Annotated in this window: 22 protein-coding genes and 2 pseudogenes; 11 read left to right on the forward strand and 13 right to left on the reverse strand. The window is 50.3% G+C overall.

The features are described from left to right. Positions 1 to 61 precede the first annotated feature (61 nt). The 4 genes from QOM10_RS14675 to QOM10_RS14690 all read right to left on the reverse strand — a co-directional run bounded on the left by QOM10_RS14675 (position 62) and on the right by QOM10_RS14690 (position 3,262). Positions 62 to 796 (reverse strand): NADPH-dependent F420 reductase, encoded by a 735-nt coding sequence (locus tag QOM10_RS14675; protein WP_137217019.1) that lies wholly within the window; start codon positions 794 to 796, stop codon positions 62 to 64. A gap of 128 nt (positions 797 to 924) precedes the next feature. Further along, positions 925 to 1,641 (reverse strand): nitroreductase, encoded by a 717-nt coding sequence (locus QOM10_RS14680; RefSeq protein WP_137217018.1) that lies wholly within the window; start codon positions 1,639 to 1,641, stop codon positions 925 to 927. Positions 1,642 to 1,673: 32 nt separating this feature from the next. Further along, positions 1,674 to 2,105, reverse strand: a complete 432-nt coding sequence (locus QOM10_RS14685; protein WP_137217017.1) for a MarR family winged helix-turn-helix transcriptional regulator — start codon at positions 2,103 to 2,105, stop codon at positions 1,674 to 1,676. Positions 2,106 to 2,503: 398 nt separating this feature from the next. After that, entirely contained in the window at positions 2,504 to 3,262 is a 759-nt protein-coding gene (locus QOM10_RS14690) for an SDR family oxidoreductase (RefSeq protein WP_137217016.1), read from the reverse strand. A 98-nt stretch (positions 3,263 to 3,360) separates the two neighbouring features. Here QOM10_RS14690 and QOM10_RS14695 point away from each other — a divergent pair, with 98 nt between their 5' ends. Further along, positions 3,361 to 3,951, forward strand: coding sequence for a TetR/AcrR family transcriptional regulator (locus QOM10_RS14695; RefSeq protein WP_161986523.1), 591 nt, complete (start codon positions 3,361 to 3,363; stop codon positions 3,949 to 3,951). Positions 3,952 to 4,329: 378 nt separating this feature from the next. Here the strand turns inward: QOM10_RS14695 and QOM10_RS14705 are convergent, their stop codons facing one another. The 3 genes from QOM10_RS14705 to QOM10_RS14715 all read right to left on the reverse strand — a co-directional run bounded on the left by QOM10_RS14705 (position 4,330) and on the right by QOM10_RS14715 (position 7,902). Beyond that, entirely contained in the window at positions 4,330 to 5,202 is an 873-nt protein-coding gene (locus QOM10_RS14705; RefSeq protein ID WP_137217015.1) for an oxaloacetate decarboxylase, read from the reverse strand. Positions 5,203 to 5,322: 120 nt separating this feature from the next. Then, entirely contained in the window at positions 5,323 to 6,630 is a 1,308-nt protein-coding gene (gene dctA, locus QOM10_RS14710; RefSeq protein WP_316916350.1) for a C4-dicarboxylate transporter DctA, read from the reverse strand. Positions 6,631 to 6,732: 102 nt separating this feature from the next. Beyond that, a complete protein-coding gene (locus QOM10_RS14715; RefSeq protein ID WP_316916351.1) occupies positions 6,733 to 7,902 on the reverse strand; it encodes a mandelate racemase/muconate lactonizing enzyme family protein in 1,170 nt (389 codons plus the stop codon). A 99-nt stretch (positions 7,903 to 8,001) separates the two neighbouring features. On the opposite strand from QOM10_RS14715, the gene QOM10_RS14720 reads away from it, so the two are divergent. After that, on the forward strand, positions 8,002 to 8,895 hold the full coding sequence (locus tag QOM10_RS14720) for a LysR family transcriptional regulator (protein WP_316916352.1): 894 nt from the start codon (positions 8,002 to 8,004) through the stop codon (positions 8,893 to 8,895). Between the two features lie 126 nt (positions 8,896 to 9,021). Continuing rightward, on the forward strand, positions 9,022 to 9,387 hold the full coding sequence (locus QOM10_RS14725; protein ID WP_316916353.1) for a histone-like nucleoid-structuring protein, MvaT/MvaU family: 366 nt from the start codon (positions 9,022 to 9,024) through the stop codon (positions 9,385 to 9,387). Between the two features lie 121 nt (positions 9,388 to 9,508). On the opposite strand, the gene QOM10_RS14730 is transcribed toward QOM10_RS14725, so the two are convergent. Beyond that, complete coding sequence (locus tag QOM10_RS14730; protein ID WP_316916354.1) at positions 9,509 to 10,471, reverse strand: GlxA family transcriptional regulator; 963 nt, start codon at positions 10,469 to 10,471, stop codon at positions 9,509 to 9,511. Between the two features lie 268 nt (positions 10,472 to 10,739). On the opposite strand from QOM10_RS14730, the gene QOM10_RS14735 reads away from it, so the two are divergent. The 5 genes and pseudogenes from QOM10_RS14735 to QOM10_RS31295 all read left to right on the forward strand — a co-directional run bounded on the left by QOM10_RS14735 (position 10,740) and on the right by QOM10_RS31295 (position 15,246). Beyond that, complete coding sequence (locus QOM10_RS14735; RefSeq protein ID WP_316916355.1) at positions 10,740 to 11,255, forward strand: hypothetical protein; 516 nt, start codon at positions 10,740 to 10,742, stop codon at positions 11,253 to 11,255. 145 nt (positions 11,256 to 11,400) lie between these two features. After that, positions 11,401 to 12,171 (forward strand): annotated as a pseudogene (locus QOM10_RS31280) (MCP four helix bundle domain-containing protein); the annotation flags it as partial. 69 nt (positions 12,172 to 12,240) lie between these two features. Next, positions 12,241 to 13,029 (forward strand): methyl-accepting chemotaxis protein, encoded by a 789-nt coding sequence (locus QOM10_RS31285; RefSeq protein ID WP_410479224.1) that lies wholly within the window; start codon positions 12,241 to 12,243, stop codon positions 13,027 to 13,029. A gap of 351 nt (positions 13,030 to 13,380) precedes the next feature. Beyond that, a pseudogene (locus QOM10_RS31290) lies at positions 13,381 to 14,388 on the forward strand (HAMP domain-containing protein); the annotation flags it as partial. 102 nt (positions 14,389 to 14,490) lie between these two features. Continuing rightward, positions 14,491 to 15,246: a methyl-accepting chemotaxis protein gene (locus QOM10_RS31295; RefSeq protein ID WP_410479225.1), complete on the forward strand. Its 756-nt coding sequence runs from the start codon at positions 14,491 to 14,493 to the stop codon at positions 15,244 to 15,246. A gap of 131 nt (positions 15,247 to 15,377) precedes the next feature. On the opposite strand, the gene QOM10_RS14750 is transcribed toward QOM10_RS31295, so the two are convergent. After that, positions 15,378 to 16,718 carry an aspartate aminotransferase family protein gene (locus QOM10_RS14750; protein ID WP_227974120.1) on the reverse strand — a complete coding sequence of 447 codons (1,341 nt, stop codon included), beginning with the start codon at positions 16,716 to 16,718 and terminating at the stop codon, positions 15,378 to 15,380. 731 nt (positions 16,719 to 17,449) lie between these two features. On the opposite strand from QOM10_RS14750, the gene QOM10_RS14755 reads away from it, so the two are divergent. Beyond that, a complete protein-coding gene (locus tag QOM10_RS14755) occupies positions 17,450 to 18,373 on the forward strand; it encodes a LysR family transcriptional regulator (RefSeq protein ID WP_258638200.1) in 924 nt (307 codons plus the stop codon). A 65-nt stretch (positions 18,374 to 18,438) separates the two neighbouring features. Here QOM10_RS14755 and QOM10_RS14760 read toward each other — a convergent pair whose 3' ends face one another. Together QOM10_RS14760 and QOM10_RS14765 are read right to left on the reverse strand one after the other, a co-directional pair. Next, positions 18,439 to 19,911, reverse strand: a complete 1,473-nt coding sequence (locus QOM10_RS14760; protein WP_258638198.1) for an aldehyde dehydrogenase family protein — start codon at positions 19,909 to 19,911, stop codon at positions 18,439 to 18,441. A 128-nt stretch (positions 19,912 to 20,039) separates the two neighbouring features. Next, positions 20,040 to 21,449 carry an APC family permease gene (locus QOM10_RS14765; RefSeq protein WP_258638197.1) on the reverse strand — a complete coding sequence of 470 codons (1,410 nt, stop codon included), beginning with the start codon at positions 21,447 to 21,449 and terminating at the stop codon, positions 20,040 to 20,042. 416 nt (positions 21,450 to 21,865) lie between these two features. Here QOM10_RS14765 and QOM10_RS14770 point away from each other — a divergent pair, with 416 nt between their 5' ends. Beyond that, positions 21,866 to 23,206 carry a hypothetical protein gene (locus QOM10_RS14770; protein ID WP_316916356.1) on the forward strand — a complete coding sequence of 447 codons (1,341 nt, stop codon included), beginning with the start codon at positions 21,866 to 21,868 and terminating at the stop codon, positions 23,204 to 23,206. Between the two features lie 121 nt (positions 23,207 to 23,327). Continuing rightward, positions 23,328 to 24,512, forward strand: coding sequence for a 4-hydroxybenzoate 3-monooxygenase (gene pobA / locus QOM10_RS14775; RefSeq protein ID WP_258641469.1), 1,185 nt, complete (start codon positions 23,328 to 23,330; stop codon positions 24,510 to 24,512). A 122-nt stretch (positions 24,513 to 24,634) separates the two neighbouring features. Here pobA and QOM10_RS14780 read toward each other — a convergent pair whose 3' ends face one another. Both QOM10_RS14780 and QOM10_RS14785 read right to left on the reverse strand, forming a co-directional pair. Next, entirely contained in the window at positions 24,635 to 25,537 is a 903-nt protein-coding gene (locus tag QOM10_RS14780) for a DMT family transporter (protein ID WP_316916357.1), read from the reverse strand. 210 nt (positions 25,538 to 25,747) lie between these two features. Continuing rightward, positions 25,748 to 26,290: a cysteine hydrolase family protein gene (locus QOM10_RS14785; protein WP_258638193.1), complete on the reverse strand. Its 543-nt coding sequence runs from the start codon at positions 26,288 to 26,290 to the stop codon at positions 25,748 to 25,750. Positions 26,291 to 26,363 lie beyond the last annotated feature (73 nt).

Here is a 26,363-nt window from a genome sequence, read left to right on the forward strand (position 1 = left end):
GGCTGAGCGCAGTGCGCTTCATTACGTTGCTCTAAATGCAGATTCCACCCAATCCGAAAAGTCAGGCTGTCATTGCCCGATTGGTGGCAATAATTTGCTGGTGAGTAAACTGACTGCCGGGAGTCATGAACTTAGCGAGCAGTGCGTCGCGGTTTTGAGGTGCTCGTGCCTTGTCTGCAGCTTTCAGTGCTAATTTGAGTTCTGGCAAGGTCAGTTCAGTGCAGTAAGCAGGTGTACCTGGTTGCTGGCGCCATGAATCCTCAATGTTGCCTGCGGCCAGAGCGATAAAGCCAGTGTCCTCTACGAGATCCTGTGCAATTGCCTCAGCATTAATATCATCGCCGGCTACAGGTAAGGCAATGCGTTCTGACGACCGCGCTGGTTGACCCTTGTCGGCAAGAGTCGCTGCGAGAACGGCGTTCCAAGCCTTAATCACCGGTCGGCCAATCTGTTCGCTTACCCAGATGCTCTCAGGCTTGCCGTCGTCAACTTCTTTGATCGCCCCGTCGCGCCCCGGATAATAATTGGACGTGTCAATGACGACGGTCTTCTCAGGGACACTGCTCAATGTCTGTTTGAGATCAGGGTATTTTGCGAAGGGGATCGAGAGGATTACAACTTCTACTCCGGACACCGCATCTTCCTTGGTTACCGCGCTCACGCCGATTTCATTGGCAAGGTTCTGAATGCTCTCAGGGTCTTTCGAGTTTGCCAGCTTAACTTCATGGCCGCACGCAGCAAGCTTGCGGGCAAGCGTAGCCCCAATATTACCGGCGCCAATAATTCCGATTTTCACTTCAACCTCCTTACCTACAACCAATACTTGAGTGACCGCTTGGTTGGATATACGAATGAATTAAGCATGTCACGCAGCCACTTCGCTCTGGGGCACGCATGTCGCCTGGCTCAGGTAAATACGACTCTTCAAGAGTGAAAGGTCACGCTGTCAGTAATTGGCACGCGATCCATATGCATGCGGTTGCCTGGAGCACTCTCGTCTGGGTAGCCAAATGACATGCCAAACAGCATTTTCATTTCTTCAGAAATGCCTAACACCTCGCGGATCGTTTCTGCATAGAAACCAAGCGAGGTTTGCGGGATGCCGCCTAACCCACGGGCAGCGAGTGACAGTAGGAAGGTTTGGCCGTACATACCAATGTCGCCAGCAGTTCGAACGCTGTCGCCAAACACCGGCATGAATAAAAAAACTGCCTGGGGAGCATTGAAAAAAGACAAGTTCAGGGCTGCGGCCCGCCGACGCCCCTCCTTGTCTTCGCGCATAACATTCATAGCCTCGTAGTAGGCTTTGCCTTGCGCATTCTTACGATCCCCATACATGCCGTAAAAAGCATCCATATTGAACGAAAAGTCTGGCGTGAATTCGCCTGCAGTATTTTTTGCGTGGAGGATTTGCGAAAGCTCTTTTAGTTTTTGACCGCGAACGATGTGCACGTCCCAAGGTTGGGTATTGCAGTTGGAGGGGGCGCACTGGGCATCCTTCAACACCTCCTGAATGATGTGATCGGGTACGGAGGTGTCCAGAAACCCTCGAAAAGACCGCCGAGTACGTGCCGTCTTTTGAAATTGAAGGGTGTCATCCATCGCTGTATCAGCATCGAATCTAGATATTGAAATAGTCATGATTTCCTCTTTGTGCAAGGCGTGAAAAATACTCAGTCGGTTGCCGGATGACCGAGCGCATCGAGTGTTTGTCGAAGCTCATCGATACCCCGCTCATCAAGCTGGCAAGCTGACTTAATTTTGCTAGTGATTCCCCGAATGTCAGCTTCCAACATGCGGCTATTAGGCGTCAGGTCGATCATCACGCGGCGCTCGTCGGCAGGATCCCGTGTGCGGCTGACGAGTTCGGCAGCCTCAAGCCTTTTCAGCAATGGCGTTATGGTTCCAGCGTCCATCGCAAGCCGGGTTCCGAGTGCTCCCACAGTGAGTGGCGAACCGTTTAGAAGCTCCAGGATGACCAGATACTGAGGGAAGGTTAGGCCCAACGGCTCCAGATAGGGTTTGTGCAATCGCACGACCCGATTTGCCGCCGCGTAGAGTGAAAAAGACAGCTGGGTACCCACCCGTTTCAGGTTTGAGGTCATTTCATAGCTCGCTATTGTATAGTGCACTACATATTTAAGTAGGAGAGTCGCTCTGTCAACCGACGCCTTCGGCGCTCGACGAATGGCTCATCTAGCTAAGTAGCATATGCCTTGCACTTGCTGTGATTTGAGGCGGACGCCTGGTCATGCGGTAGGAAATGGCCAATCCCACTTGCCAGAGGGGTAGGCCAGCGTTTCAGGCTGCATCGGACTGCTCCGCTGGGTAGCCAAATTTACGGGCGTGAGATTGCGCACTGCATCCATCTACGCGCTCCAATTGGATGATCAGCTTTGCCGCCATTTTCCCTTGATGAATAGGAGCAACAAAAAACTGTGCGCCCAGTAGGCAGATGCTAGCTGCTTATTTGGACGCATCAGGTGTGCCCGCAAGGTAAACGTTACTCTGTCGGTGGCTTGTATCCCGCGAGCATTTTCAAGACATCACCATGTGATCCGCTCGCTTCCGCAAATCGTAATGGCTTCGCGCGTTCAACGACAAGTTCAGGCGGGGTCGGAGAAATCTTGAGCAGTTCGAAGATTTCATCCAAAAACTCCTCCAAAGGCATAGCATTTTCGTCGTTTTCCTGTCCAAGCAATGTGGTACGTACCCCTGGCGGCGCAAGCTCGATGACCTCGACGGACGAGGCTTCTAGCTGCACTCGAAGACTTTGAGTGAACGAGTGAACCGCCGCTTTAGTTGCGCTGTAGGTCGGTGTGGCTGGCAGCGGTACGAATGCCAACGCCGAGCTGACATTCACTATCGTTGCACTGATCTGCTTGATCAGCTGGGGAGTGAATGCGTACACCATTCGAATCGTGCCAAGCAAGTTCGTTGTCACGAGATCTTCGGCGGTGCTCAGGCTTTCCGGATCAGTCAGATCCTCCCAGTGCATGATCCCAGCGTTGTTTATGAGAACGTTCAGATTCGGATGGCTGATCGCAAGCGCTTCGCTGGTACGCTGGATGGATTGGGGATTTGAGACGTCAAGCAATACTGATTCAATGCCAGGGTGTTCTGACACGACCTTGTCGAGCAGAGCCTTGCTACGCCCAGCGATGATGACTTTGTTGCCCGCCTTGTGAAATCTCAGCGCCAGACCGAGGCCGATGCCTGAGGTGCCGCCAGTAACCAGAATCGTGTTGCCAGTGCTGTTCATAGTAAACTCCAGAAACGATGCCTAAGCGGACAGCTGTCCACTTTTCGACCGTACCGGACAATTGTCCGCTTAGCAATGCAGTGAAGGAAAACTTTTTCATGACTGATGAGTTGGTGATGCGTTCTGACGCAAAAAAAAACCGGGAACGGATTTTGGCGGTCGCGGTGGTAGAGCTGACAAGCGACCCTGCGATGCCTTTAAGCACGATTGCGAAGAAGGCAGGGGTAGGGCAGGGCACGTTCTATCGCCACTTCCCTACCAGGGAGAAGTTGGTGTTCGAGGTCTATCAATTCGAAATGCAGCAGGTGGCCTCCTTGGCGGAAGAGTTACTCGCGACAAAACCACCTAAGGAAGCCCTCCGAGAGTGGATGGACTGCCTCGCTGAATATGCAATGACAAAGGCAGGACTCGCTACTGCGATCCAACAAGCTGCTTGCGTTTACGAGTTCCCTGGGAAGTCGGGATACGCTCCTGTCCAAGGAGCCGCCGAGTTGCTTTTGAGGGCAAATGAAAAGGCAGGAACGATTCGTAGCGGGATTACAAACGACGACTTTTTTCTAGCCATCGCGGGAATATGGCAAATGGATGCCCAGAGCGAATGGCGCTTACGTCTCGCCAGATTGATGAATTTGGTGATGGATGGTCTGTGCGCTGGCAGCCCTGAGAGCCTGAAAAAGAATAACGCCTAGCATCAAAATCAGGACACGCGTCGGCGAGAACAGGAAACGGAGCGCATCGGCAAATAGTCGATCTTGTTTAGAGCGGCTTAAGCTTGAGTAGGCGACCCAACCTATAGCCGCGATCCATCCTGAGCGGTGGCCATACCGCCAGCGTCCTTGTCGTCACTGCTGCGTCCATCTGCGTCCTAGCCCGTGAGTGTTCACGAGGTCTCTTGGTTGCCGTCCTTCGAGACCCGTAAGCAAATTTTCCAATGCGCGCAGTGCCATCGCATTGCGTGTATCGCTTGTTGCAGAGCCGATTTGAGGCACGGTGACAACGTTCTTCAATTTGAAAAGACCTGAACTCACTTGTCTTTTTCATGACGCTTTATTTCACCTGTTTCAAACTCAATTTGAATCGTGTCCTGACTTCAAATAGGTTTTCGCCCACTCACGGTAATTGTCCGAGAGTGTGTATTTAGAAAGCAGATCGGGAAGCGATAGCTCGCTACCCTTTGTGCCGCTTTGTTCGCGCAGCGCCTCGTACGTCGCTTTGATTGCGGACAAATACGGCGCATGCCCATTGACGACAATCCGCACATTGGCAGCACTCAGTTTCTCAACATCACTAAGAGCCGGATTTCCATAATTGATCAGCATGATCGGCACGCTGAGATGTGCTGTGAGTGCTTCCAAATGTTGGAAGTTTTTTACCCCGACGAGGCAAATCGCGTCGGCCCCGGCTTTTTCATAGGCCGTGGTGCGTGCAATGGAATCTTCCAAAGTGGTAACGGCCACATTCGTTCGGGCGATGATGATGAGCGCATCGTCTGATCGCGCAAATCGCGCAGCGTAAATCTTGCTCGCGGCTTCTTCCCTCTCGATGAGCACATGCGATTGCTCGTCGTACTTGGCCGGTAGGTGGGTGTCCTCCAGCGTTAGGGCGGCGACGCCGGCTTTCTGCAGCTCGGTCACAGTTCGCATTACATTCAGTGCGTTTCCGAATCCATGGTCAGCATCCCCAATGATTGGGATTTGGCTGGCTCGTCCGACTCTGGAAACCTGCTCGACATACTCATCCAGCGTGAGCAGTGCGATGTCCGGTGCCCCGAGCACCTGAAGCGAGGCGACGGAACCACCTTGAATGGCGACCTCAAAGCCAAGGTCGGAAGCCATACGAACCGAGATCGGATCGAATACGGAAGCAGCGAATTTGCAGACGGTACCCTGGAGTAAATCACCAAACGCCTTGCGCAGTTCATGATGTGATCGCTCGATCATTTTTGGCTCCATCAAATTCTTACAAGTAATTTGTAGGTCTCATTCGATTTGAACGAGACCTGGAAGGCACTCCCGGTCATAACCGTTTCTAAGGCGAGATGACCGGCTTCCCTTTGCAGATTATTTCTGCGCCAACAATGCCTTCCTGGCCGCTTTTTCGTGTTTCATGGCGGCGATTTCACGCTCGCAGGCCTCGACATCGAACGAGTTATCCCACTTGGCAATGGCGATGGTGCCGATGCCGTTACCGATCAGGTTGGTCACGGCCCGTGCTTCGTTCAGGAATCGGTCAATGCCCAGTAGCAAGACGAGGCCGACCAGAGGAATGGAGTGGATGGTTGTTAGCGTTGCCGCAAGGGTTATGAACCCGGCACCCGCTACGCCAGCGGAGCCTTTTGAGGTCAGCAGGAAGACGCCCAACAGAATCATCTGATCCATAAACGTCAGTGGCGTATTGGTTGCCTGTGCGATAAAAATCGCCGCCATGGTGAGGTAAATGCAGGTGCCATCTGCATTGAAGGCATATCCAGTGGGTAGCACCATGCCTACCACTGACTTCTTGCAGCCCAGCTTTTCAAGTTTCACCATCATTCGCGGAAGCACGGCTTCGGTTGAGCAGGTGCCAAGCGTGATGAGAATTTCATCTTTGAAATAACGAAGAAATTGCATCAGCGGCATGCCCGACCATCTGGCAACCGTACCCAGCACTACCACGATGAAAATCAAGGTGGTGATGTAGAGCGCGACCAGCAACTGGCCGAGCGACAGCAAGGTACCAATGCCGTACTTGCCTATAGTGAAAGCCATCCCGGCGCCGGCACCAAGGGGAGCAAGGCGCATCACCATTGCCACGATCTTGAAAAGCCCTTGCAGAAACAAGTCGATGGTATTGATCAGCGGTTTGCTGGTTTCGCCCATCTGAACGAGGGCTACGCCCATCAATACCGAAATCAGAATGACCTGAAGCATGACGCCATTCGAGAATGCGCCAATGAAGGTGCTCGGGATGATGTTGAGAAAGAAATCGATGGTGCCGCCCTGTTCCGAGGCGGCTTGGCTGTACTTGGCGATAGCGCTGGCATCAAGCGTGGTAGCGTTGATATTCATCCCGGCGCCTGGCTTTGCGATGTTGACCACGATGAGGCCGATGACTAGCGCAATGGTTGAAAGGATTTCAAAGTAGAGCAGCGCCTTGACGCCGATCCGCCCAACCTCCTTGATGCTGCCCATCTTGGCGATACCAACCACGACGGTACCGAAAATAATAGGCGCCAACAGCATTTTGATGAGTTTGATAAAGCCATCAGCAAAAGGTTGAAGCTTGGCTCCGAATTGCGGTTCAAAGTGACCAATCGCAGCACCGATGACGATGCCGATCAGCACCTGCACATATAGCTGGCTGTACCAGCGGGACTTGGAAATTTCCACGGAAGCACCTCATTTTATTTTTGTGATGGGCATGTGGTTTGGCGTCAACGGATGACGCCTGAGTCTCCGGTCTCTTTAAAAGAAACCGCAGATCGAGGTTGATCAGCCTTCGCCTAGCTCGCGCATAACTGCGTACAAGGCGGACTTGGCTTCGAAGCCAACACCTGGAATGTCTGGCAGGCCGACATAACCATTTTCCACCATGATTCCGTCGGCGAAGCCGCCGAAAGGCTGGAACACGTCAGGGTAAGATTCGTTGCCGCCGAGGTGCAGACCGGCTGCGATGTTCAGGGACATCTGGTGACCGCCGTGCGGTACTACGCGGCGGGAAGACCAGCCCATCTCTTCCATCACTTTCAAGGTGCGCATGTACTCCACGAGCCCGTACGACAGCGCACAGTCGAACTGGAGGAAGTCGCGATCCGGACGCATGCCGCCGTGACGCAGCAAGTTACGAGCGTCCTGGTGGGAAAACAGGTTTTCCCCGGTCGCCATGGGCAGTTCATAGTGATTGGCAAGCTCAGCCTGAAGTGCGTAATCGAGCGGGTCGCCGATCTCCTCGTACCAGAAGAGGTTGTACTTTTTGATGGCTTCCGCGTAAGCAATACCGGTCTGAAGATCGAAGCGTCCGTTGGCATCGACCGCCAGTCGGCGACCGTCCCCAACTACTTCGAGTACTGCTTCGATGCGACGGATATCTTCGTCCAGTGGCACCGCACCGATCTTCATTTTGACGACGTCGTAGCCACGATCCAGATAGCTCTGCATTTCTGCTTTGAGTTTGGTCTGGTCTTTGCCTGGGTAGTAGTAGCCACCTGCTGCGTAGACCCAAACTTTGTCATCGGCCACGCCGTTACGGTAACGATCAGCCAGCAGACGATAGAGAGGTTTGCCTTCGATCTTGGCGACGGCATCCCATACAGCCATGTCGATGGTGCCAACTGCTACTGAGCGCTCACCGTGACCACCAGGCTTTTCGTTGGTCATCAGGGCTTTCCAGATGGCAAACGGATCCAGGTTGTTGTTTTCATGATCGACGAGCGTGTCTGGATCAGCTTCGGTAATACGCGCCAGGAAGCGATCACGCATCAAAGCGCCTTGGCCATAACGACCGTTGGAGTTGAAACCGTAGCCGATGACAGGTTTGCCATCGCGAATCACATCCGTGATAACAGCGACGACCGAGCAGGTCATTTTGGAGAAATCGATATAGGCGTTGGCAATTGGGGAGGCAATAGAAACAGTTTTTTCACGGATGTCTACGATACGCATGACGGGTTCCTCTTGTTGTTTGTGACCCCACGTTATGCGTTGCGATGACACCCGCCCAATGCTATTAATGCCGCGCCCTATGCACAGGAGGCATGGCCCTTGGAACTCGTTTGGCTAGAGGATTTTTCAGCACTCGCGGAATACGGAAGCTTTGTTCGGGCGGCTGAAGCGCGCCACGTAACTCAGCCTGCCTTCAGTCGTAGAGTCCGTTCTTTGGAGAACTGGATGGGCGTCGAATTGTTCGTACGCACTCCCCAAGGAGCGACCTTAACCGAGGCTGGAAGACAGATTTTACCTAGCGCTCAAGAGGCCGCCAGACGTTTGTACCGGATGCGGTCTGAGGCTCAGGAAGTGGCAGGGATGGCCGCAAAAACACTGCAATTTGCAGCCACTCATTCCTTGTCATTCACCTTCTTCCCAAGATGGTTGAGAAGTGCGGAAAATGGCGCACCGATAGATGCAGTACGCCTGCATTCAGACAGCATGGCTGTTTGCGAACAGATGCTAATTCACGGTCAAGTTGAGTTTCTGCTTTGCCACCGCCACCCAGATGTGCCGCCTTTGCTAGCCCCTGATCAGTTCACTGGAAAGAAGATTGGGGAGGATGTACTCGTTCCACTGGCGAGCCCCTCTGCCCATTTCGGTACCGCCCCTGAAACACTGCCTTACTTGGCTTACACGCACGAATCCGGTCTTGGCCGAATCGTCGCTCACCGACTCCACGGCAAAGAAGACTATCTTCATCTCAAACCTCTTTTCAGCAGCCATCTTGCTGCCGTTCTAATGTCTATGGCATTGGAGAGCAAAGGGGTCGCCTGGTTGCCTAAAAGCCTGACGGAACAGGAAATGACAGATGGACGTCTTGTTAGGGCTCTCGACGAGAGCTGGGATATTCCTCTGGAAATCCATCTCACGCGTCCGACTGCCCCCATTAGCCCCGCAGCAGAGGAATTCTGGGCCAGAGTAGGCAACGATAAGGCGCGTTCTGTATGACACGTGGCGCTGCTCAATAGGAATATACTCGGCAAGGCAAATAAGTGGCTGCAGTTAGTTCAGCCCTGTAAATTCAAGATATGATTTTGGTATAACCTTCTCACACAACACATATCGAGAACTTTCATGTCCAAACTTGCCGAATTCCGCCAGCTCGAAAAACACCTCGCCGAACAGCTCCAAGCGCTCGAAGCCTTAAAGGGCGATGCCGGCCTCAAAAAAGAAATTGAGTTCGAAACAAAACTGCGTGATTTGCTCGCAAAATACGGCTACAGCTTGAAGGACGTGATCAAACTCCTAGATCCGCAAACTGGTCGTCGCGCTCCAGCTGTCGAGCCCAAAGCGGGCAGCCGCAAGCCTCGCCAATTGAAGGTTTATAAAAATCCTGAAACGGGCGAAGTCGTAGAGACCAAGGGCGGGAATCACAAAACGCTCAAGGAATGGAAAACAAAGCACGGCGCCGCGACAGTTGAGTCCTGGCTGAGTAACTAATTACCTTCGAGAGAAGGCCCTTATAGGGCCGTTTTGCTCATCTTGGTACGTGCGGAACAGCTTCATCGCTCGCTGGATAGTCAGAGTAGTCAGGCTGATATGGTTATAGAAGACCTGAAAATCAGATGGTTGACTTAAATCTTTGGCGATACTCATTCGGGGTCACGCCAAAAAACTTCCAAAATTTCCGTATCAAGCTTGCTTCATGTCCTAAACCGGTCAGGTACGCAATTTCCTTAAGAGGGCATTCCGTGCTCACAAGCAGGTGACGCACCGCATCAATTCTTAATTTTTCGACCATCTTGCTCGGAGTCTGGCCTGTAGTAGTCCTATACCTTCTTACGAATGTACGCTCGCTCATGTTCATTCTCTTAGCGAGAGTGGGAATTGATAGATCTTCTACAAGATTTTCATTCATCCACGCGTGCAGATCTGAAAAAGTTGAGCTTCTGGTTTGCATGTCTAAGCTAGAACTGAATTGATTTTGATCGCCAGGCCTCTTCAAGAAAACAACCAAGTGCTTGGCCACTTTCAAAGCAAGGGCGTGTCCTAAATCAGATTCAACGAGTGCTAATGCTAAGTCGATACCCGAGGTGACGCCGGCTGATGTCCAGATACGTCCGTCGTTGACAAATATTGGCCCACGATTGAGTAAAACATCGGGATGGTTTCGCTCAAGCTCATCATACGCAGACCAGTGCGTCGTCACCTCACAGCCTGAAAGCCCTCCCGTTGCGGCTAAGGCGAATACCCCGGTGCATACGGAGACCAGTCGTGTAGCTCTTCCAGCGTGTCTCTTAAACACAGTATCGAAGCGCGGATTTTTGCAGAAGTCATTTATCCCTAACCCACCCGGGACAATCAATGTGTGCGGGGCAGGTGTGTTCTGATCTAAAGGTATTGAGTGGAGGTGCGTGCCAGGAAGGACAGTCGAGATACTATCGAGCGAAGCTATCGATAGATTGTAAGGTAGGGCTTTCGGATCCGAAAAATAGTTTGCTGTTAAAAATACTTCAAGTGGCCCTGCGAGGTCGATTAGGTTCGCATTAGAAAATGCCATGAACTGAATCGTTTTAGTAAGCATTCAGCGTCCCCTGCACGCACTAATGTAGGGCGTATGTATTCATTTTTGGCGTAAATCGTCAACCTATTGTCATTTATTTTAGACGAAATGATAGCGTAATATCATCACGCCGGCGATTTCTCGCTGCCGATTAAACATCGGAATATCTGATAGTTTTGACAGTGTTGATTCACTTTCGCAGGCAGTCCTGGATCGAGCGTAGGTATACCTCGGAAGCGAAGGAGACTAGGCAAAGCAGTTCTGGCTCAGCTTTAGTGTGCTCATCGTAATGGAATACAAAAAAAATAATTCCATAACAGCTAACGAACATTGCTGGTCTACTATTATGTCAAAATTATATAACTATGTTGAAGCAACTAAGAAATGCGAAGAGCTCACCATGCAAATGGTGGAAGACGTTGGCGGCATTGTTTTCTCAGTGAGAGCACTGGAACACACCTTCTTGCTTGCTAACCTTGAGGTTGAAAAAGCCGCGCAAATTGATGTTAGTGACTCCGGCAAAGCTACATCTCTGCCGTCTTATATGCTTGCTAGGGAATTAAAAAAGCTTAACTTTTCTCTAGAGGCTTTGAAGACGACAATCAAGCGTAACATTGGCGAAAGTCTCAGTTATCTAAACTCCGTCACAACTAGTCTCGAAATTGATATCCATGAAGATCCGGATGATCCACTTTCAGAGGCGTTTTGTGAGTATAAGAGAGTGTTGATTAAAAGTATTCGTACTTTGAAGAAGCTTGATGATGAATTGTTCAATGCAGAGATTAGTCTCGTAGATAATAAGTAGTGATCAGTTTGCAGGCTTTATTCGTGGCGAGCAGATATCAGCTTTTGAAAAAGTTGTGCTTCGCATTACCAAATAATATTTCTATGAAAAGTCATCCGCATCCTGAGTGTTTCGCTCGCGATGAAAAACGACTGTCGGAGTCACTATGTATTTCAGAAATTTAAGTATCTCTAAAAAAGCTACTCTATGCTTTGGGATTATCACTGCTATTCTAATCGCGCTGGGTGGGTTTTCTTATATTCAGTTATCACATCTGCGGGCCGCTGGACAGCAGTTGGCAGAGAATGCGCTTCCAAGCACGCAAACTATTGATGATATCCAAATCTCTTTGCTAAATGCTCGCTTGGAAAGCATCAGAATGCTCGCGAATTCAACGAACGTAGCGGGAAAGCTGGCGGCAGAGTCTAAAGTCCAAAATGCTGTGCAAACTTTGGAGGCTCGAAGTGAATATTATCGAAAGAACCTAATTTCCGACGATCAAGACTTGGCTCGTTTTGACGCCGCAGACCAAGCAATGAGGATTTACATTGCAGGACTCGAACAATTAACTAAGCTTGATTCATCCGAGCATGAGCGCGCGCTAGCTTTCGCCAATACTACTCAAGCGGATAATGCCAATTTATTTCAGGATAAACTAAACGTAATTAGGCAGTTCAATGCAGAGCAAGCTAAAGCCCTGGGTGTCGAAGCTGGCGAGGTTTATGAAAAGAGTGTTGAAGTACTTGCTGCTGTTGTTCTTGTATCTTTGTTGCTCACGGTCGTATTAGCTATAGGGTTGACACGTAGCATTGTAAGACCAATAGGAGATTCGCTCAGGTTGGCAGAAGAAATTGCATCAGGAGATCTGACCCGTCGCCTTGAGATTTCAGGATCGGATGAAGTGTCTAGGCTTATGGTCGCACTCAATTTAATGTCAAAAAATCTCCAAGGGACAGTTTTGGAAATTTCTGAAGCCTCCATGCAGTTAAGTTCAGCCGCCGTCGAAATGACGTCTATAACCGAGGCTGCGGATCGACTTCTTCAACAACAAAATAGCGAAATCGAACAGGCTGCTACGGCTGTCACAGAAATGACTTCAGCGGTGGAAGAAGTTGCTCGTAATGCCACCTCAACCTCACAAGCTGCCCAAGAGTCTAGTGAGTCAGCTAAGCGCGGTAACCTCCGTGTTTCTGAGACCTTGAGCGCCGTTGAAACCCTGACAGATCTCGTAGAAAGTTCGTCTTCTCAGGTGGTTAAGCTGGCAGCGCAGGCGGAAGATATAAGTCAGGTTGTGGGAGTTATCCGAAGTATAGCGGAGCAAACCAACTTGTTGGCCTTGAATGCAGCTATCGAAGCCGCGCGCGCAGGCGAACAAGGGAGGGGGTTCGCTGTTGTCGCTGATGAAGTCAGAGCACTTGCTCATCGAACTCAAATTTCCACTTTGGAAATTGAAAAAATGATAGCAGCCATCCAGAGTGGGTCATCAACTACTGTCGAGTCTATCCGTAAGAGCACTGAGGAGGTTTATAACACCAAACGGACAGCTGAGGGCGCGGGCCAGTCTCTGCAGCAAATCACTGACTCCGTTCTTCAAATCAACGAGCGTAATTTGCAGATCGCGGTGGCGTCAGAGCAACAAGCTAATGTCGCGAGGGACGTTGATAGGAGTTTGATCAGCATTCGATCTTTAGCCATCCAAAGCAGCGAGGGTGCGAATCAAACAATCACCGCAAGTAATGAACTAAGTCGGCTTGCGGTTAACTTGAACAGCCTCGTTCAAAAATTCAAAGTTTGACATGAGTGCCAGATACATCAACAGGCCTTAGCTTCCCTTCACAGCTTGCTTTTTGTAATGCGCAGAGGAATTGTACGGATGCTGATCAAAAATTCGATCAAGTCTCGCATGCTTATAATGGTGGGGGCGTGCCTTGGCTTGATAGTCGTATCTCTCGTTACGATTGCTATCTATAGAGCTGACGTTAATACACGCTTAGTTAGCGCGGAGGCCCAAGGTCTTCTAAAGGACGCAGCCGACAAAATATTGGTGGCTGAAGCTGGGCTTCAAAGCGCAGCTGTTCAGAAATATTTCCAGGGCGCGTATCAGAGCGGGCTCGACATTTCGACCAGTGCGGTTCAAGTCCGCAAAATGATAAGGGATGGAAGTCTGGAGTCGCTAACGGGAAGGATTGAACTAATAAATTTAGTTTCGGATAATCTAAAGTCGCACCCTGAACTGCTCAGTTTTTATATCATTTTCGAGCCTAACTCACTCGATGGGAATGACAAGTTATTTATGGGAAGGGATGACCTTGGGAGCAACGAGGTCGGTCGATTTTCGTTCTATGCGGCGCAGCAGGACGGACGCCTTGTTGTTCAGGCGACACCTGAGTCTGTTATCTCTGATACGGCCCTGACACTTGATGGTACTGAGTTCAATCGTTGGTATACCTGTCCCCAAACATCCGCTAAGCCGTGTTTGTTATCTCCTTATTTTGACGACTCGTCGGGTCGGAAAACATTGATCACCACGCTTTCGTTTCCTCTTTTGGATGGTCAAAAGGTACTTGGAGTGGTTGGTATGGATATTAGCTTGGAGTCGGTGCAACAGTTGGTACAGGAAGGTAACACGAAGCTTTTCGGAGGAACGGGGCAAGTGAGTATATTCAGCCCAACCGGACTCTTGGCGGGCCACAGTGCAGATTCAAAAAAACTGGGATTGCCCTTGGTTAAGGCCGGCATTGATGATGCGATGGAGCTACTGAACTCCGTTAGAGGCGGCTCGACGTCTGTCGCTTTGCTGCATGGCAACCAGCGGGTGTCTCTCCCGGTGCAGCCTATTCCAGACTCCGCTAATTGGGGCGTTGTGCTAGACGTTCCTAATCACGTTGTAATGCAGCCAGCCCATGCTTTGACGGCGAAATTGGTTGAGCGCAATTTCTCTGATGCAGTTTGGTCAACACTTTATGGAGCCGTCGCTCTAAGTTTGGGATTATTGATAGTTTTCTTGATTGCTCGAAGAATCGTAACTCCGATCCACCAAGTTTCGGAAATGCTTAAAGAGGTTGCAGGTAGTGGGGGTGATCTTACAAAACGACTGCACTATTCCCGTAAGGATGAACTAGGCGTTCTGGTGATGTGGTTCAACACATTCCTCGGTAAGCTTCAGCCAATGATGTCCGATTTGAAGCGACTGGTATTAGAGGCGCATAGCAATGCCGATAGATCAGCAACCATCTCGGATAAAATCAGCGCTGAAATGCAGCAGCAATACCGGGAGATTGACCAAGCGGCTACCGCGTCGAATGAAATGAGCTCTTCAGCTCAAGAAGTGGCACATAGCGCGACCAGGGCAGCCAATGCTACAGGTGAAGCTGGAGTCGCAACGCAGGATGGGCAGCGAATTATCAAGGCGACATGTGACACGATTGAGGGTTTGGCGAAGGAAATATCGACGGCCATGTTAAAGATCGAAGGGCTAGCCGGCAGTAGCGATCGTATCGGCAGCGTACTCGAGGTGATCCAGGCAGTAGCTGAGCAGACTAACCTTCTCGCTTTGAATGCGGCTATTGAGGCTGCAAGAGCGGGAGAGGCGGGCCGGGGCTTTGCAGTTGTGGCTGAGGAGGTTCGCAACCTCGCGAGCAACACCAGTGATTCCATTGAAGAAATTCGCGACGTGATCCAGCAATTGCAGAGAAATACGCTCGAAACAGTCAGCGCAATGAAAAAAGGGGTAGCCCAGGCTCAAGTAGCAGTAACGCATGTGGGCGATGCTTCAAAAGCATTTGATCGGATTAATGAGTCTGTGGGCGTCATTAACGATATGAATTTTCAGATTGCCTCTGCAGTTGAGGAGCAGAGCAGAGTGGCAGGCGAGGTTAGCCAAAACGTGATCACAATTCGGGATGTTACGGAATCGCTTTCAACGCAGGCGCGAGAGTCTCAAGAAGTCAGCAGAGCAATTAATTCGTTGGCCATTCAGCAACAGGCACTGGCCAACCAGTTTGTTACGTAACTAGCCAGGGTGGCATCTAGCGACGCCGATAATGTTGTCGTTTCGTCTCACAATACAATTAAAACTGTCTCTTTTCATGCTAATAACAAGACGGCTTGCGTGTCTACACTGTTCACGCAAGCCGTTATTTTTTAAGCGTAAATCAGACGAATGATGTCCTTGGTGGTTTCAATGTAGCCGTTGACGTCCTCGTCTGTCATCGGGAGTGTGAGACCCACTTGGCCCCGGTGTACCGGGTAGTAGCCCCGAGTCGCCATTTCGAGTGCGTAGATACCCATGCTGTTTTCATCGATTTTATGCCAATAGTCACGATGTGTGTTGATAGTCTGGCCAAGCTCTTTTGTGAATGCGTATGCGAATACCGAAAAGGAGCCGAAAACGGTAAATGGATATTCGGACTCTTTGGCCCAATCATTCAGTTCGGATTTGATCTTCGCTGCCATTTCGTTGAGTCGTCGATAAGCATGCTCATCCATGGCTTTAAGGCAGGCAATGCCAGCAGCACAGGCCAATGGATGCCCATGGTGGGTGCCAGAAATCATAACCTGGTTTTCCTCGATAACGCGGAAGACCTCTTTGCTGCCGCCAACTGCCCCGATGGGTAGGCCACCACCGATCATTTTCCCGAGGACTGTCAAGTCCGGCTTAATTTGATACTCGCTTTGCAGCCCTTTGAAATTCGCACGGAGTGTAATCGTTTCATCAGCGATGAGAAGGATGCCCAGCTCTTCAGTAAGAGCTCTAAGCTTTTGTACGAAGTTTTTATCTAGCTCTACAATTCCGCCCGCACAAGTTTGTAATTCCATGATCAAACATGCAATTTCGTCTGCGTTGCCACGAAGAACTTTTTCGCAAGACTCGAAATCATTTTGAGTCAGAACGATTACGTTGTCGCTTTTGTAGGCAGGAATTCCGTCGGAATCTGGAAGCGCTTTTGGATTTGAGTCGGGGCCGGGAAAATTGTTTGGATTAGGGTGGGCGGAAATGGCCAAGTCATCCGAAAAACCGTGATATCCCCCCTCAAATTTGGCAATTTTTTTACGGGCTGTATAGCCTCTGGCGATACGGACGGCACTCAAGCATGCCTCGCTAGCGGAGCAAAAAAACTTTACTTGCTCAACGGAATCGATGCGCTCACAAATCAGCTTTGCCAGATCGAGTTCATGATTGGTAGGATTACCGAATGAGAAACCATTGGGTAGTGTTTCTTGGATTGCATTTATTATCGCTGGGTGATTATGGCCCAGTACATTGGTTGCAAAATTATTATTGAGGTCGAGAAGTTTTTTACCTTCGATGGTATGAAGATACTGAGCTTCGCCTTTATCTACGAAAATTGCATGCGGGCCATAGCCAAATGTGCGCCTGCTAAAACCTCCTGGAATATATTCCTTTCCTTTCGAGGTTTCTTCTTTGGAAAGAGAAAAGGCTTCAGAGAAATTTTTAAGCGATTGCTGGTAATTAAGCTTCATGGCTATTTCCAAATGTACTTAAATTATGGTTGTTTTGAATTATCTCAGACTTTGCCAATATTTTTATGCACATTACGAATTAGATCTCGACACCAGAGTTGACGCTCATGAGGGTTCGTAGTCTCCTCATTGATACAGCTTCGGCTTCTGTGCACTTGACGAAAGCTAAGGTCATATTATTTTCACAATAAGTATGGGAGCAATGGGGGTTTATAGATCGTTTGATCAGCATTTGTGATTGCTGATTTTTTTCAAAAACTGCGAGTTCTATGTAGATTGGCCTTTCAAATCCATACGCAGTGAGATCCATTGTTCAGACTCGAATGGAATATGGCCGCCAAATGAAAAGCATGGCACCCTACATGGTTGAATAGTAAGGGCCGGAATCGCAGTATTTTAAAGTGTTACCTCTCAAAGCGATTGTTACGGTCTGCGCCCTGGCTGCCCGCTATCAGGCGGGTTTTTCGTTGAGTCGCCGAGCATTCGCAGCTTTTGGGAAATAAGCTACAGAGTCGCTGTGTGAACTGGGGGGACTACAAGCTTCATCCAGATCCTGTATTGACATAAATTTGAGCGTTCTGCACTGATTGGGTGCATCATTCAATCAGCCAGCCGAGGCGGGATCCGCAGGTCGGGTAGAGCTTCGATGCTTTTTCGCGAATGCAGTAATTTGCATGATATTTGCAAGGGATAGCTCTTCCACACGCTCCGTGAGTAGCAGGTACCCAGCAATGGACACAAAACAGCTTCTCTTGGCAACCCGGCTTGCTGAGACCCTCCATTTTGGTAAGGCAGCCGAGATCGAGAACATTGCCCAATCGGGCTTGAGTGCTCAAATTGCTAAGCTTGAGAGTGAGTTGGGATTCAGATTATTTGAACGTACCAGTCATCGTGTTTCATTGACTGAGGCAGGTCAGGCTTTCATAGACCAAGCTCGCACGCTTCTAGGGAGCATGAACAATACGATCCTGGAATGCCGTGCCCTAGCTGAAAACAGTCGTGGTGTTCTAAAGTTAGGCTTTTTTGGTGATGCTGCGGGTGAACTCACCCACCTTATTTTTACACTCTTTCAGCAGAGCAATCCTGGTATCCGGTTGGTGTTTACTGAGCTGTCCATGACAAATCAGGTGCAAGCGCTCATCTCTGGCAAAGTAGATGCTGCGCTCGTTAGGCTACCTATTTGCGATCCGCGTCTTGAGCTCGATGTGATGTTTGATGAGCCGCGAGTCGCTGCCGTACCGGCCAATCATGAAATGGCACATGCCTCGATCCTTACTATTTCAGACTTGATCGAGCAACCATTCGCGGTAGCTGGTGAGGGAGCTCCCACCGAATGGGCTGCTTACTGGAGTTTGGGGTCGGAGCGGCATGAAGCCTGCCGGATTGGAGCTTATGTCCAATCGATTCCTGAGAGCTTGGCTGCTGTGGCCTATGGTGGGGCGTTTGATACGTTCCCTCTGACAGCCACACGCTTATTCAGCCACCCAGGCGTGCGTTACGTACCTCTGGCTGACGCTCCACGTAGCTCATTGGCTTTGGCAACACTTGCTGGTAACAGGTCGCCATCAGTTAGATCGCTTCGTCGCTGTGTTGCAGAGACTCTTGAAAGCTCTCTGTCCTGCATTCCTGAGGCTCGTCGCAGCGATGTGGCGTAATTGCTCCGAGCCCCAAGAGTGTATGCACCTACCCTCCAATCAGTTCGTAAACTGATGGAGCTTACTCAGAAGGGATAGTGGCGTGGTTCCCGCTGAACAGATACCCATTGAGTAGTTGTGAACTCATCAATTGCCCAGTCGCCATTGAATCTGCCTAGGCCTGAGTTCTTCTCCCCACCAAATGGGACGTTAGGTGCATCTGCAACCGGCATGTCGTTCACATGAGCCATACCGGAATAGATCCGTCGAGCAAATTGCACCCCGCGTTCGATGTCTCCCGAAAAGACCGCAGCTGAGAGTCCAAAACGTGTAGCGTTCGCCAGCTCCAGTGCATGATCGGCATCCCGCGCACGCATTATCCCGGCGATAGGCCCGAAAATTTCTTCGTAGGCTAACTCCATGTCGGACGTCACTTCAGTGAAAACGTGCGGTGCAAATACGAGCCCTGCGGATTCGCCAGCGTACGCTAAGGTTGCGCCATCGGCTTTTGCTTGGTCGACCTTGTGAGCTAACCCGGCGAACTGTTTGCGGTTGATTACGGGCCCAACCGAGGTCGCCGGGTTCTTAGGATCACCGATGACCAGGTTACTAACGCGCTGAATGAACAGGGAAACAAATGAGTCGTAAATCGGCTCTTCCACAATGATTCTGTTGATAGCCATACAAATTTGGCCCTGATGCAGGAATTTGCCTACAACAGCCGCGTGAACAGCTTGCTTGAGATCCGCATCAGCTAGCACTACGAAAGGGTTGTTGCCGCCTAACTCCAACGCCACATGTTTCAAATAGTCGCCGCTACCAGCTTGGCGGGCGATGTTTTGCCCAATGGGGGTTGATCCTGTGAAGGAAATAAAGCTTGGTGCAGGATGGAGAACGAAGTCATCGCCGATCTCTGATCCCGCTCCTACCACCACGCTGAGAACTCCTTCTGGGAGCCCTGCTTCTTCGAAGATGCGCGCAAGCAGTAGGCCTCCGGTGACGGGAGTGTCACTGGCCGGTTTCACAACTACAGCGTTGCCGAGAGCCAATGCTGGTGCCAGAGATCGCTGGGTAAGATGGAAAGGGAAGTTCCAAGGACTGATTACCCCAACGACGCCAAGTGGGCGCCGATAAACGCGGCTTTCTTTATTGGGGACATCGGATTCCACGATGCGGCCATGAACCCTGCTTGGAAATGAAGCAGCCTCTAAAGTGATAGCTTTAGCTGATGCCCATTCGATCTCAGCTTTTATCCGCGTGCTCCCTGATTCAGAGATGATCCATTCAACCAATTCGTCATGGCGCTCATCAAAAATCTGAGCAGCTCGTAGAAGCACTGCCGCTCGTGTAGACGGGCCCTTTGCCGCCCAACCGGGTTGTGCCGCTGTGGCTTTAGCATAGGCTTCATTCAAGTCGTCCTTGTTAGCCAAGGCAATCTCAAGCAGCGTTTGCTGGGTAAACGGGTCGCTAACAGTCATGGAACGGCCCGTCCGGCCTTCGCGCCAAACTCCTCCGATCAACTGCAGATTTAGGTCGCTGTAAGGATGATTATTGTTCACGTTATTCTCCGAATTTGATGACGACCGTAGCTTTGGATTCTGGGTCGATTGCCTTACTAGGGTGGCCCCACAACTAGAGCACCACCCGTTGATATTTTTTCAATGTTGCTAGTGGGGAGGTAGTCGCTTCAGGAAATCGCCGGTGTTACAGGGAAATCCCGTTTGGCTCGGAGTCCATTAATAACCCCTAGTAAAGCTGCTACGACAACCAGCCAGGGCAGAAGCGTTGCGATACCTTCCTTAGCACCGGTCAGTTCGTCGAAATTCGCTACGGCAAGAACAACGGCAGATGCCAGTCCACACCCCCCCAGAGTTGGAGCGATTACACCCTGCCATTTACTGCACTTTTGAGTCTTGAAAGTAAATCCAACGACAGCTGCAGCACCTAGCGTCTGTAGGGCCAGGACTGCGAGGGTGCCAAGCCCAACCATCCACAGATAGAGATGCTGTATCGGGTCTGCATTGGTGACCATGAAGACCCCGACCGCGATGACGGTCGTGACCGAAAGCACAACGCTTGCAACATGTGGGCTAGCGTGTTTCGGATGTACTTGGCTGAGCTTTCGCGGTAGGAAGCTGCTGCGAGCCAGTGCGAAAAGATAACGGCTCAGGGCATTGTGGAAAGAAAGTAAAACCGCGAATACGCTTGTGACTACCAAGATTTTCATGATTTCTGTGGAAAGGGCGCCGACATACTGCGTATTCGCACTGAATACGAAGTTGATCATGTCAGCGCCGGCGACACTCTGAACATCGCTATTCGCATATGCCAGGCCGAGGCACCACGTCGTAAGCGTGTAAAAAATACCAATGATGGCAATGGCTACGTATGTAGCAAGGGGAACGGTGCGACTTGGGTTCTTCGCTTCTTCCCCATAAATGGTTGTGGACTCAAACCCAACAAAGCAACAAAACGCGAACATCAATGCCACCCCGAGACCAGGTGTGAATATCTGAGAGGGCATGAAGCCATTCCATGAGAAATTCTTTGCATCCGTTTGGGCGATGACCGCAATGTCAAAGACAAGGAGGATTAGGATCTCGAAAATCATCAGCACGCCTAACACCTTGGCTGACACTTTTACGTCCATATATCCGAAGATCCCTACCAGTCCGATGATGAGAAGAGCTACCACGCGCCAGTCGACATGCAGTCCCGCCATAGACTGTGCAAGGTCTGCCCCGAAGGCAGCGAATTGACCGTAGATGCCGGTCAACATAGCGATATAGGCAAGTATCGCGATTCCGCCAGCCGCATTGCCTGCTGCTCGGCCTAATCCGTGGGTAACAAGTTCCGCGAAACCACCAGCGCTGATCACATGGCGACTCATCGCTGCAAATCCAATTGCGAAAAGGAGCAGGACAAGCGATGCGATCAGATAGATGCCCGGGGCACCTGCACCTCCCATAGCGAAAACTACAGGGCCGGCGCCAAGGGTAGCGCCGAGCGGGGCCGCAGCTGCAATTACGAAAAAGACGATGTCGGAGACACCTAACGATTTGGGCTTAAGCCCTGGTTGTGACGGCTCACTTTTCATACAGGCCTCCCCTACATCAAGACGGGATTTGAATTGTTATTGGTAGCCTGATTTTTCGCTCAGTGAATCGGGCTGGCAATCCGCAAACGCTGATCGTTCGATCTTAGTCGGTGATTGAACTGACGCTTGGTCGTAATCAAGTGTAGGTATGCATTGACCTTGGTTGCTCGGTTGGGCGATTGCATCATCGCGCTTTGATCTTAAGTTGAGATCATTCGATCAGCAAAACACCATTGCCAAATACACCTCAAGGCTTAAAAAATCAGTCCGCCTGACGCCAAATTTTTTTTGGGGTGGTTGGGTTTGATTTTTGCGCACATGAAATCATTAGACCTTGCTGGAGAATGTCGGTTTTCGTTGTAACTAAATTCTGCCAAATTAATTCCTGATAAATATAATAAATAGAAGGGCGCATTATGCCGTTTAATTCTGAAAGTAAAAAATCTGGTTGTGCTTCGGTGGCATTGGCGATAGGCGCTTTAGCCTTGCCCATAGAGTCCCGAGCTTATGAATTATATAGTCAGGACGGTAATGTACTTAACTCCAAAGTCGAGGCGGTCTTCGCTGTGATGCACAGTGACGAAAATTACGCCACAACTGGTACGAAAGATTCAGGTTCTTCAAACTGGCGAGAGGGCTTCATCAAATATGGGTTGAATGGAAGCAGCAAATTTCAAAACCAATCGAGTCTATACGGTGCCTTTAGCCTCCTGAGTTCAGGGACGTGGGGTGATGGCGATGCAGCGGGCTTTACAAAAGGCTCCGAGCGGCGGACTGCAGTTGAAGATGCCTATCTTGGCTGGCGTTCTGGAAGCCTTTTTTCTAGTCTTGGCGAAAACGGTATTGAAATTTCAGCCGGTCGCCAAGAGGTAATCGTTGGGGATGGTTTTTTAATTAAAGGTGATGCGCTTAGTCTAGGCGATGTCGATCTTGGTAATAACTTTGATCGGGGCGGCGCTTATTATTTAGCTCCTCGCAAAGCATTTGATGGAACTGCCGTGCTCCGTATTGGTGGAGAAAAAGGGTGGAGGGGTGACCTGATGTGGCTGGGCTCAGATAATCGAGCTCAAGCCGAAACAAAGTTAGCTGTCGCTACTTTAGAGAATGTGGCCGATGAGGGGACTTTAGGCCTCACATATATTAAAGGCCTGGATGTAAATGAACGTTTTGCTACTCCATTCCAATCAGAGCGTGACGGTATGCAAACCGTTAGCCTACGAGGAGCAGGTTCTTTAGGAATCGAGAATTTGAATCTAGCTGTCGAGTACGCGACCCAAGACAGAGACAGTGGTCGAGAAAATGCTTGGTATATGGAGGGCAGTTGGACTTTTGCATCTGTTCCATGGTCGCCCAAAGCCACATATCGTTATAGTCGCTTTTCTGAATCTTTTGACCCGCTGTTTTATGGCAATAGTCGAGGATATGGCACTTGGTTTCAGGGCGAAGTGGCATCTAATTATGCAGGCCCTTTCAATAGTAATATCCGTGTTCACCACGTCGGATTGAAGGTCACTCCACGCGAAAATCTCACAATAGGAGCGCTTTACTTCGACTTTGATCCAATTGATCGCAGCCTAGCTAACCTCGGTGGAAGAGAATTCGATATATATGCTGAGGTGGCGGTTTCGGATCATGTCTTCATCAGTCCTGTATTGGGGTTGTATAAGCCAGATAAAGCTGCGAGCCAGGGAGGTTCGCAGTTAGGTAGTCAAAATACTAATACTTACGTACAGCTCATCGTAGGAACTTCCTTCTAGATTGTCTCGTTCAAACGCGTCTAGCTTGATGAGTTGCTTTGTGTGAGTTCGGCATAAAGCATTCTACAGAATTGAAATAAGAAGAATCGCCATGGTGGCATTCACCCGCTTAGGACAAAAAATGAGAACAAAAGTTGCAATTATCGGTGCTGGCCCTTCTGGTCTCTTGCTTGGTCAACTGCTCCTAAAGGCTGGCATTGATAATGTCATTATCGAACGGCAGAATCCTGACTATGTCCTGGGGCGTATCCGTGCGGGCGTGCTTGAGCAAGGGACTGTCGATTTGCTGCGACAAGCGGGTGTTGCCGAACGAATGGATCGCGAAGGTCTCGTTCATGACGGATTTGAATTAGCGTTCGATGGGCGTAGTGAGCATATAGACCTTAAAGGTTTGACCAATGGTAAAACTGTAATGGTTTATGGTCAGACCGAAGTTACTAGGGATCTAATGGAGGCTAGAAGCTCCAGCGCAGGCATTACTTACTACAACGCCACGAACGTACAGCCGAAAGATATAAAATCCACGGCGCCTTACATCACCTTCGATCATGATGGATCGACTGTTCGCTTGGACTGTGACTACATCGCAGGCTGCGATGGATTCCATGGTGTGTCGCGAAAGACTATCCCGGATGGGGTTCTTAAGGAGTTTGAGCGTGTCTATCCATTCGGCTGGTTAGGGGTGTTAGCGGATACACCTCCCGTGAGTGCTGAACTCATCTATGCCAGCCATGAACGCGGTTTCGCTTTATGCAGTATGCGGTCACCTACGCGCACCCGCTATTACATTCAGGTACCTAGCGATGAAAAAGTCGAAGCTTGGTCTGACGATCGTTTCTGGCAGGAGTTGAAAAAACGGCTCCCTGCAGAAACCGCTGACAGGCTCATAACTGGCCCGTCCATTGAAAAGAGTATCGCTCCACTTCGCAGTTTTGTCGTTGAGCCTATGCAGTACGGAGCCCTTTTTCTGCTGGGTGATGCGGCGCATATTGTGCCTCCAACCGGTGCAAAAGGCCTTAACCTTGCGGCCAGCGATGTGAGCACACTTAGCCGCATTCTTGTGAAGGTTTATCAAGAAGGCCGTACAGATCTTCTCGAACGCTATTCTGAAGTTTGTTTGCGTCGAATCTGGAAGGCTGTGCGTTTCTCATGGTGGATGACTTCAATACTGCATCGCTTCCCAGGTAATGATGATTTTGGACAGCGAATTAAGCAGGCCGAGCTCGACTATTTTGTGCGCTCTGAAGCGGGGCGTCGGACTATCGCAGAAAACTACGTGGGACTCCCTTACGAGGCGATTGAGTAAGTAAAGAAAGTCTGAGGTATCTCAAGCTACTCGCGTCATTTGTTGGGATAAGATGGGCGATCGCGAACTACCCTGGTGGGCTTGGAGTGTGTAAGGCATCAAAGTGAGTTGAGAATCGGTTCTCATTGCTTTTGACCAGATTCGCTGCGCTCACGTTTTGGCAGTAACGCCATCGCGACACCCCCCAGTACGATGCCTGAGATCAACAATAGGTGCAGCGATATAGGCTCATTCAAAACCAGTATACCTCCAAGCGAAGCGATTATCGGAACGCTTAGCTGGAGAGTGGCGGCCTGTTGAGAGCTAATGTGCTTGATTGTGCTGTACCAGAGCGCATAACCGCAGCCTGATGCCAAGACACCTGAAGCAAGCGCATACATCACTCCAGGAGCGCTGATCTGAAGAGCGTTTCCGTACAACATGGCTGTACCAAGTATGAGCATGAATGGAAGACACCTCACAAAGTTGCCGGTGGTCTGGGCAAGTGGATTCGCAGCGCCCTTTCCGAGCAGCGAATAGGCACCCCATGCCACACCGGAAATTGTCATTAGCAGCGCACCATCCCAAGGAGGGGAGCTGGTGCCAGGTAGCAACAACATGAACAAGCCGGAAGAAGCAATCAGCATGCCGATCACCACCCTCTTATGAAAACGTTCTCCTTGAACCCACGAGAAAATAAACATTGTTACCTGCACTGCACCGAACAAAATCAGAGCGCCCATGCCCGCACCTAGCTGAACGTAAGCGATTGAGAAGAGATAGGCATATACGAAAAGGGAAAGGCCTCCCTTCCAACTGCCACCGACAGTTAATCTGGAATTGCGAATCTTGGTTAGCATCAGCAAAAAAAGCCCACCGCTGAGCAATCGAATCATCGTAAATGACTCAGGGTCAATCTGCCCCTCCATCAACGCTTGTCTGCAGAATACTGAGTTTGCCGCGAATGCCACTAAGCACAATATCACTTGAATCACCAAGCGAGGATGACTTACACGGTCTTCTATTTTTTTCCTAGTTACTTTCATTGCGTCAGACCTGCACGACGGTAAATCGGAAATGACTTTGAATGCCATTAGATAGGGGGGTGAGCGCTGCGCAGTGTTAGAACTCGTTGCTTGCTCCATACGCGTCTGGGCCCATTCCAAAACCGATAGGGAGAGGATTCGTTTACTTTCACGCAATACTGTATGGAAACGACAAGGGGCCCTAGGGCCCCAAGACTTACAGTCGCTTAGTCAGGCCGATAGATACTCGTCCACAGACTGAACAGTGGCGTAGCCGAACTCGAACGCGGCCATTATTGCCGCATGCGCCTGAGTGGCAGGTACGGAAACACCACGAAAGGTGAGATCCAATGTGGCGCACGCATCATGCAACACAGTCACCGGATAACCCATGTCCGCTGCTGCACGTACCACGGCGTCAATGCACATGTGGCTCATTGCACCTATGACCACGATTTCGTTGACATCAGCGGCTTCTAATTGCTGCTTCAGATTCGTTTCCCTGAATGCGTTGATATGTTTTTTTATGATTACGGGTTCATTACCTTGCGGAACTACGTCTGGTTGAGTTTCCGCACCAGTCGATCCCTTTGCGAAGATCGGAGCATCTTCAGCGGACTCATGCCGAATGTGAAAAACAGGAACACCCGTATCGCGCGCGTGGCTGATGACCCGGATAGCATTCTCTACAGCTGCGTCGATGCCGGTTAAAGGCAACTTTCCGGTTGGTAGATATTCGTTTTGTAGGTCAACTACTACAAGACCTCGTTTCATGAGGGTCTCCCGTCGATTATCCAATGATCTGAATATTGAGCTGGGATCGCGCTTAAAGAGCTTTAATCCCGAC

The sequence above is a fragment of the Pseudomonas sp. P108 genome (assembly GCF_032613195.1).
Taxonomy (GTDB): Bacteria; Pseudomonadota; Gammaproteobacteria; order Pseudomonadales; family Pseudomonadaceae; genus Aquipseudomonas.

What these genes read in the sequence shown, in the direction of transcription:
- pobA (WP_258641469.1), top strand. Translation starts at nt 23,328, where the DNA reads ATGAGAACAAAAGTTGCAATTATCGGTGCTGGCCCTTCTGGTCTCTTG.
- QOM10_RS14725 (WP_316916353.1), top strand. Translation starts at nt 9,022, where the DNA reads ATGTCCAAACTTGCCGAATTCCGCCAGCTCGAAAAACACCTCGCCGAA.
- QOM10_RS31285 (WP_410479224.1), top strand. Translation starts at nt 12,241, where the DNA reads ATGACGTCTATAACCGAGGCTGCGGATCGACTTCTTCAACAACAAAAT.
- QOM10_RS14680 (WP_137217018.1), bottom strand. Translation starts at nt 1,641, where the DNA reads ATGACTATTTCAATATCTAGATTCGATGCTGATACAGCGATGGATGAC.
- QOM10_RS14695 (WP_161986523.1), top strand. Translation starts at nt 3,361, where the DNA reads ATGACTGATGAGTTGGTGATGCGTTCTGACGCAAAAAAAAACCGGGAA.
- QOM10_RS14715 (WP_316916351.1), bottom strand. Translation starts at nt 7,902, where the DNA reads ATGCGTATCGTAGACATCCGTGAAAAAACTGTTTCTATTGCCTCCCCA.
- QOM10_RS14770 (WP_316916356.1), top strand. Translation starts at nt 21,866, where the DNA reads ATGCCGTTTAATTCTGAAAGTAAAAAATCTGGTTGTGCTTCGGTGGCA.
- QOM10_RS14765 (WP_258638197.1), bottom strand. Translation starts at nt 21,449, where the DNA reads ATGAAAAGTGAGCCGTCACAACCAGGGCTTAAGCCCAAATCGTTAGGT.
- QOM10_RS31295 (WP_410479225.1), top strand. Translation starts at nt 14,491, where the DNA reads ATGCAGCAGCAATACCGGGAGATTGACCAAGCGGCTACCGCGTCGAAT.
- QOM10_RS14730 (WP_316916354.1), bottom strand. Translation starts at nt 10,471, where the DNA reads ATGCTTACTAAAACGATTCAGTTCATGGCATTTTCTAATGCGAACCTA.
- QOM10_RS14705 (WP_137217015.1), bottom strand. Translation starts at nt 5,202, where the DNA reads ATGATCGAGCGATCACATCATGAACTGCGCAAGGCGTTTGGTGATTTA.
- QOM10_RS14755 (WP_258638200.1), top strand. Translation starts at nt 17,450, where the DNA reads ATGGACACAAAACAGCTTCTCTTGGCAACCCGGCTTGCTGAGACCCTC.
- QOM10_RS14780 (WP_316916357.1), bottom strand. Translation starts at nt 25,537, where the DNA reads ATGAAAGTAACTAGGAAAAAAATAGAAGACCGTGTAAGTCATCCTCGC.
- QOM10_RS14750 (WP_227974120.1), bottom strand. Translation starts at nt 16,718, where the DNA reads ATGAAGCTTAATTACCAGCAATCGCTTAAAAATTTCTCTGAAGCCTTT.
- QOM10_RS14785 (WP_258638193.1), bottom strand. Translation starts at nt 26,290, where the DNA reads ATGAAACGAGGTCTTGTAGTAGTTGACCTACAAAACGAATATCTACCA.
- QOM10_RS14690 (WP_137217016.1), bottom strand. Translation starts at nt 3,262, where the DNA reads ATGAACAGCACTGGCAACACGATTCTGGTTACTGGCGGCACCTCAGGC.
- QOM10_RS14685 (WP_137217017.1), bottom strand. Translation starts at nt 2,105, where the DNA reads ATGACCTCAAACCTGAAACGGGTGGGTACCCAGCTGTCTTTTTCACTC.
- QOM10_RS14735 (WP_316916355.1), top strand. Translation starts at nt 10,740, where the DNA reads ATGGAATACAAAAAAAATAATTCCATAACAGCTAACGAACATTGCTGG.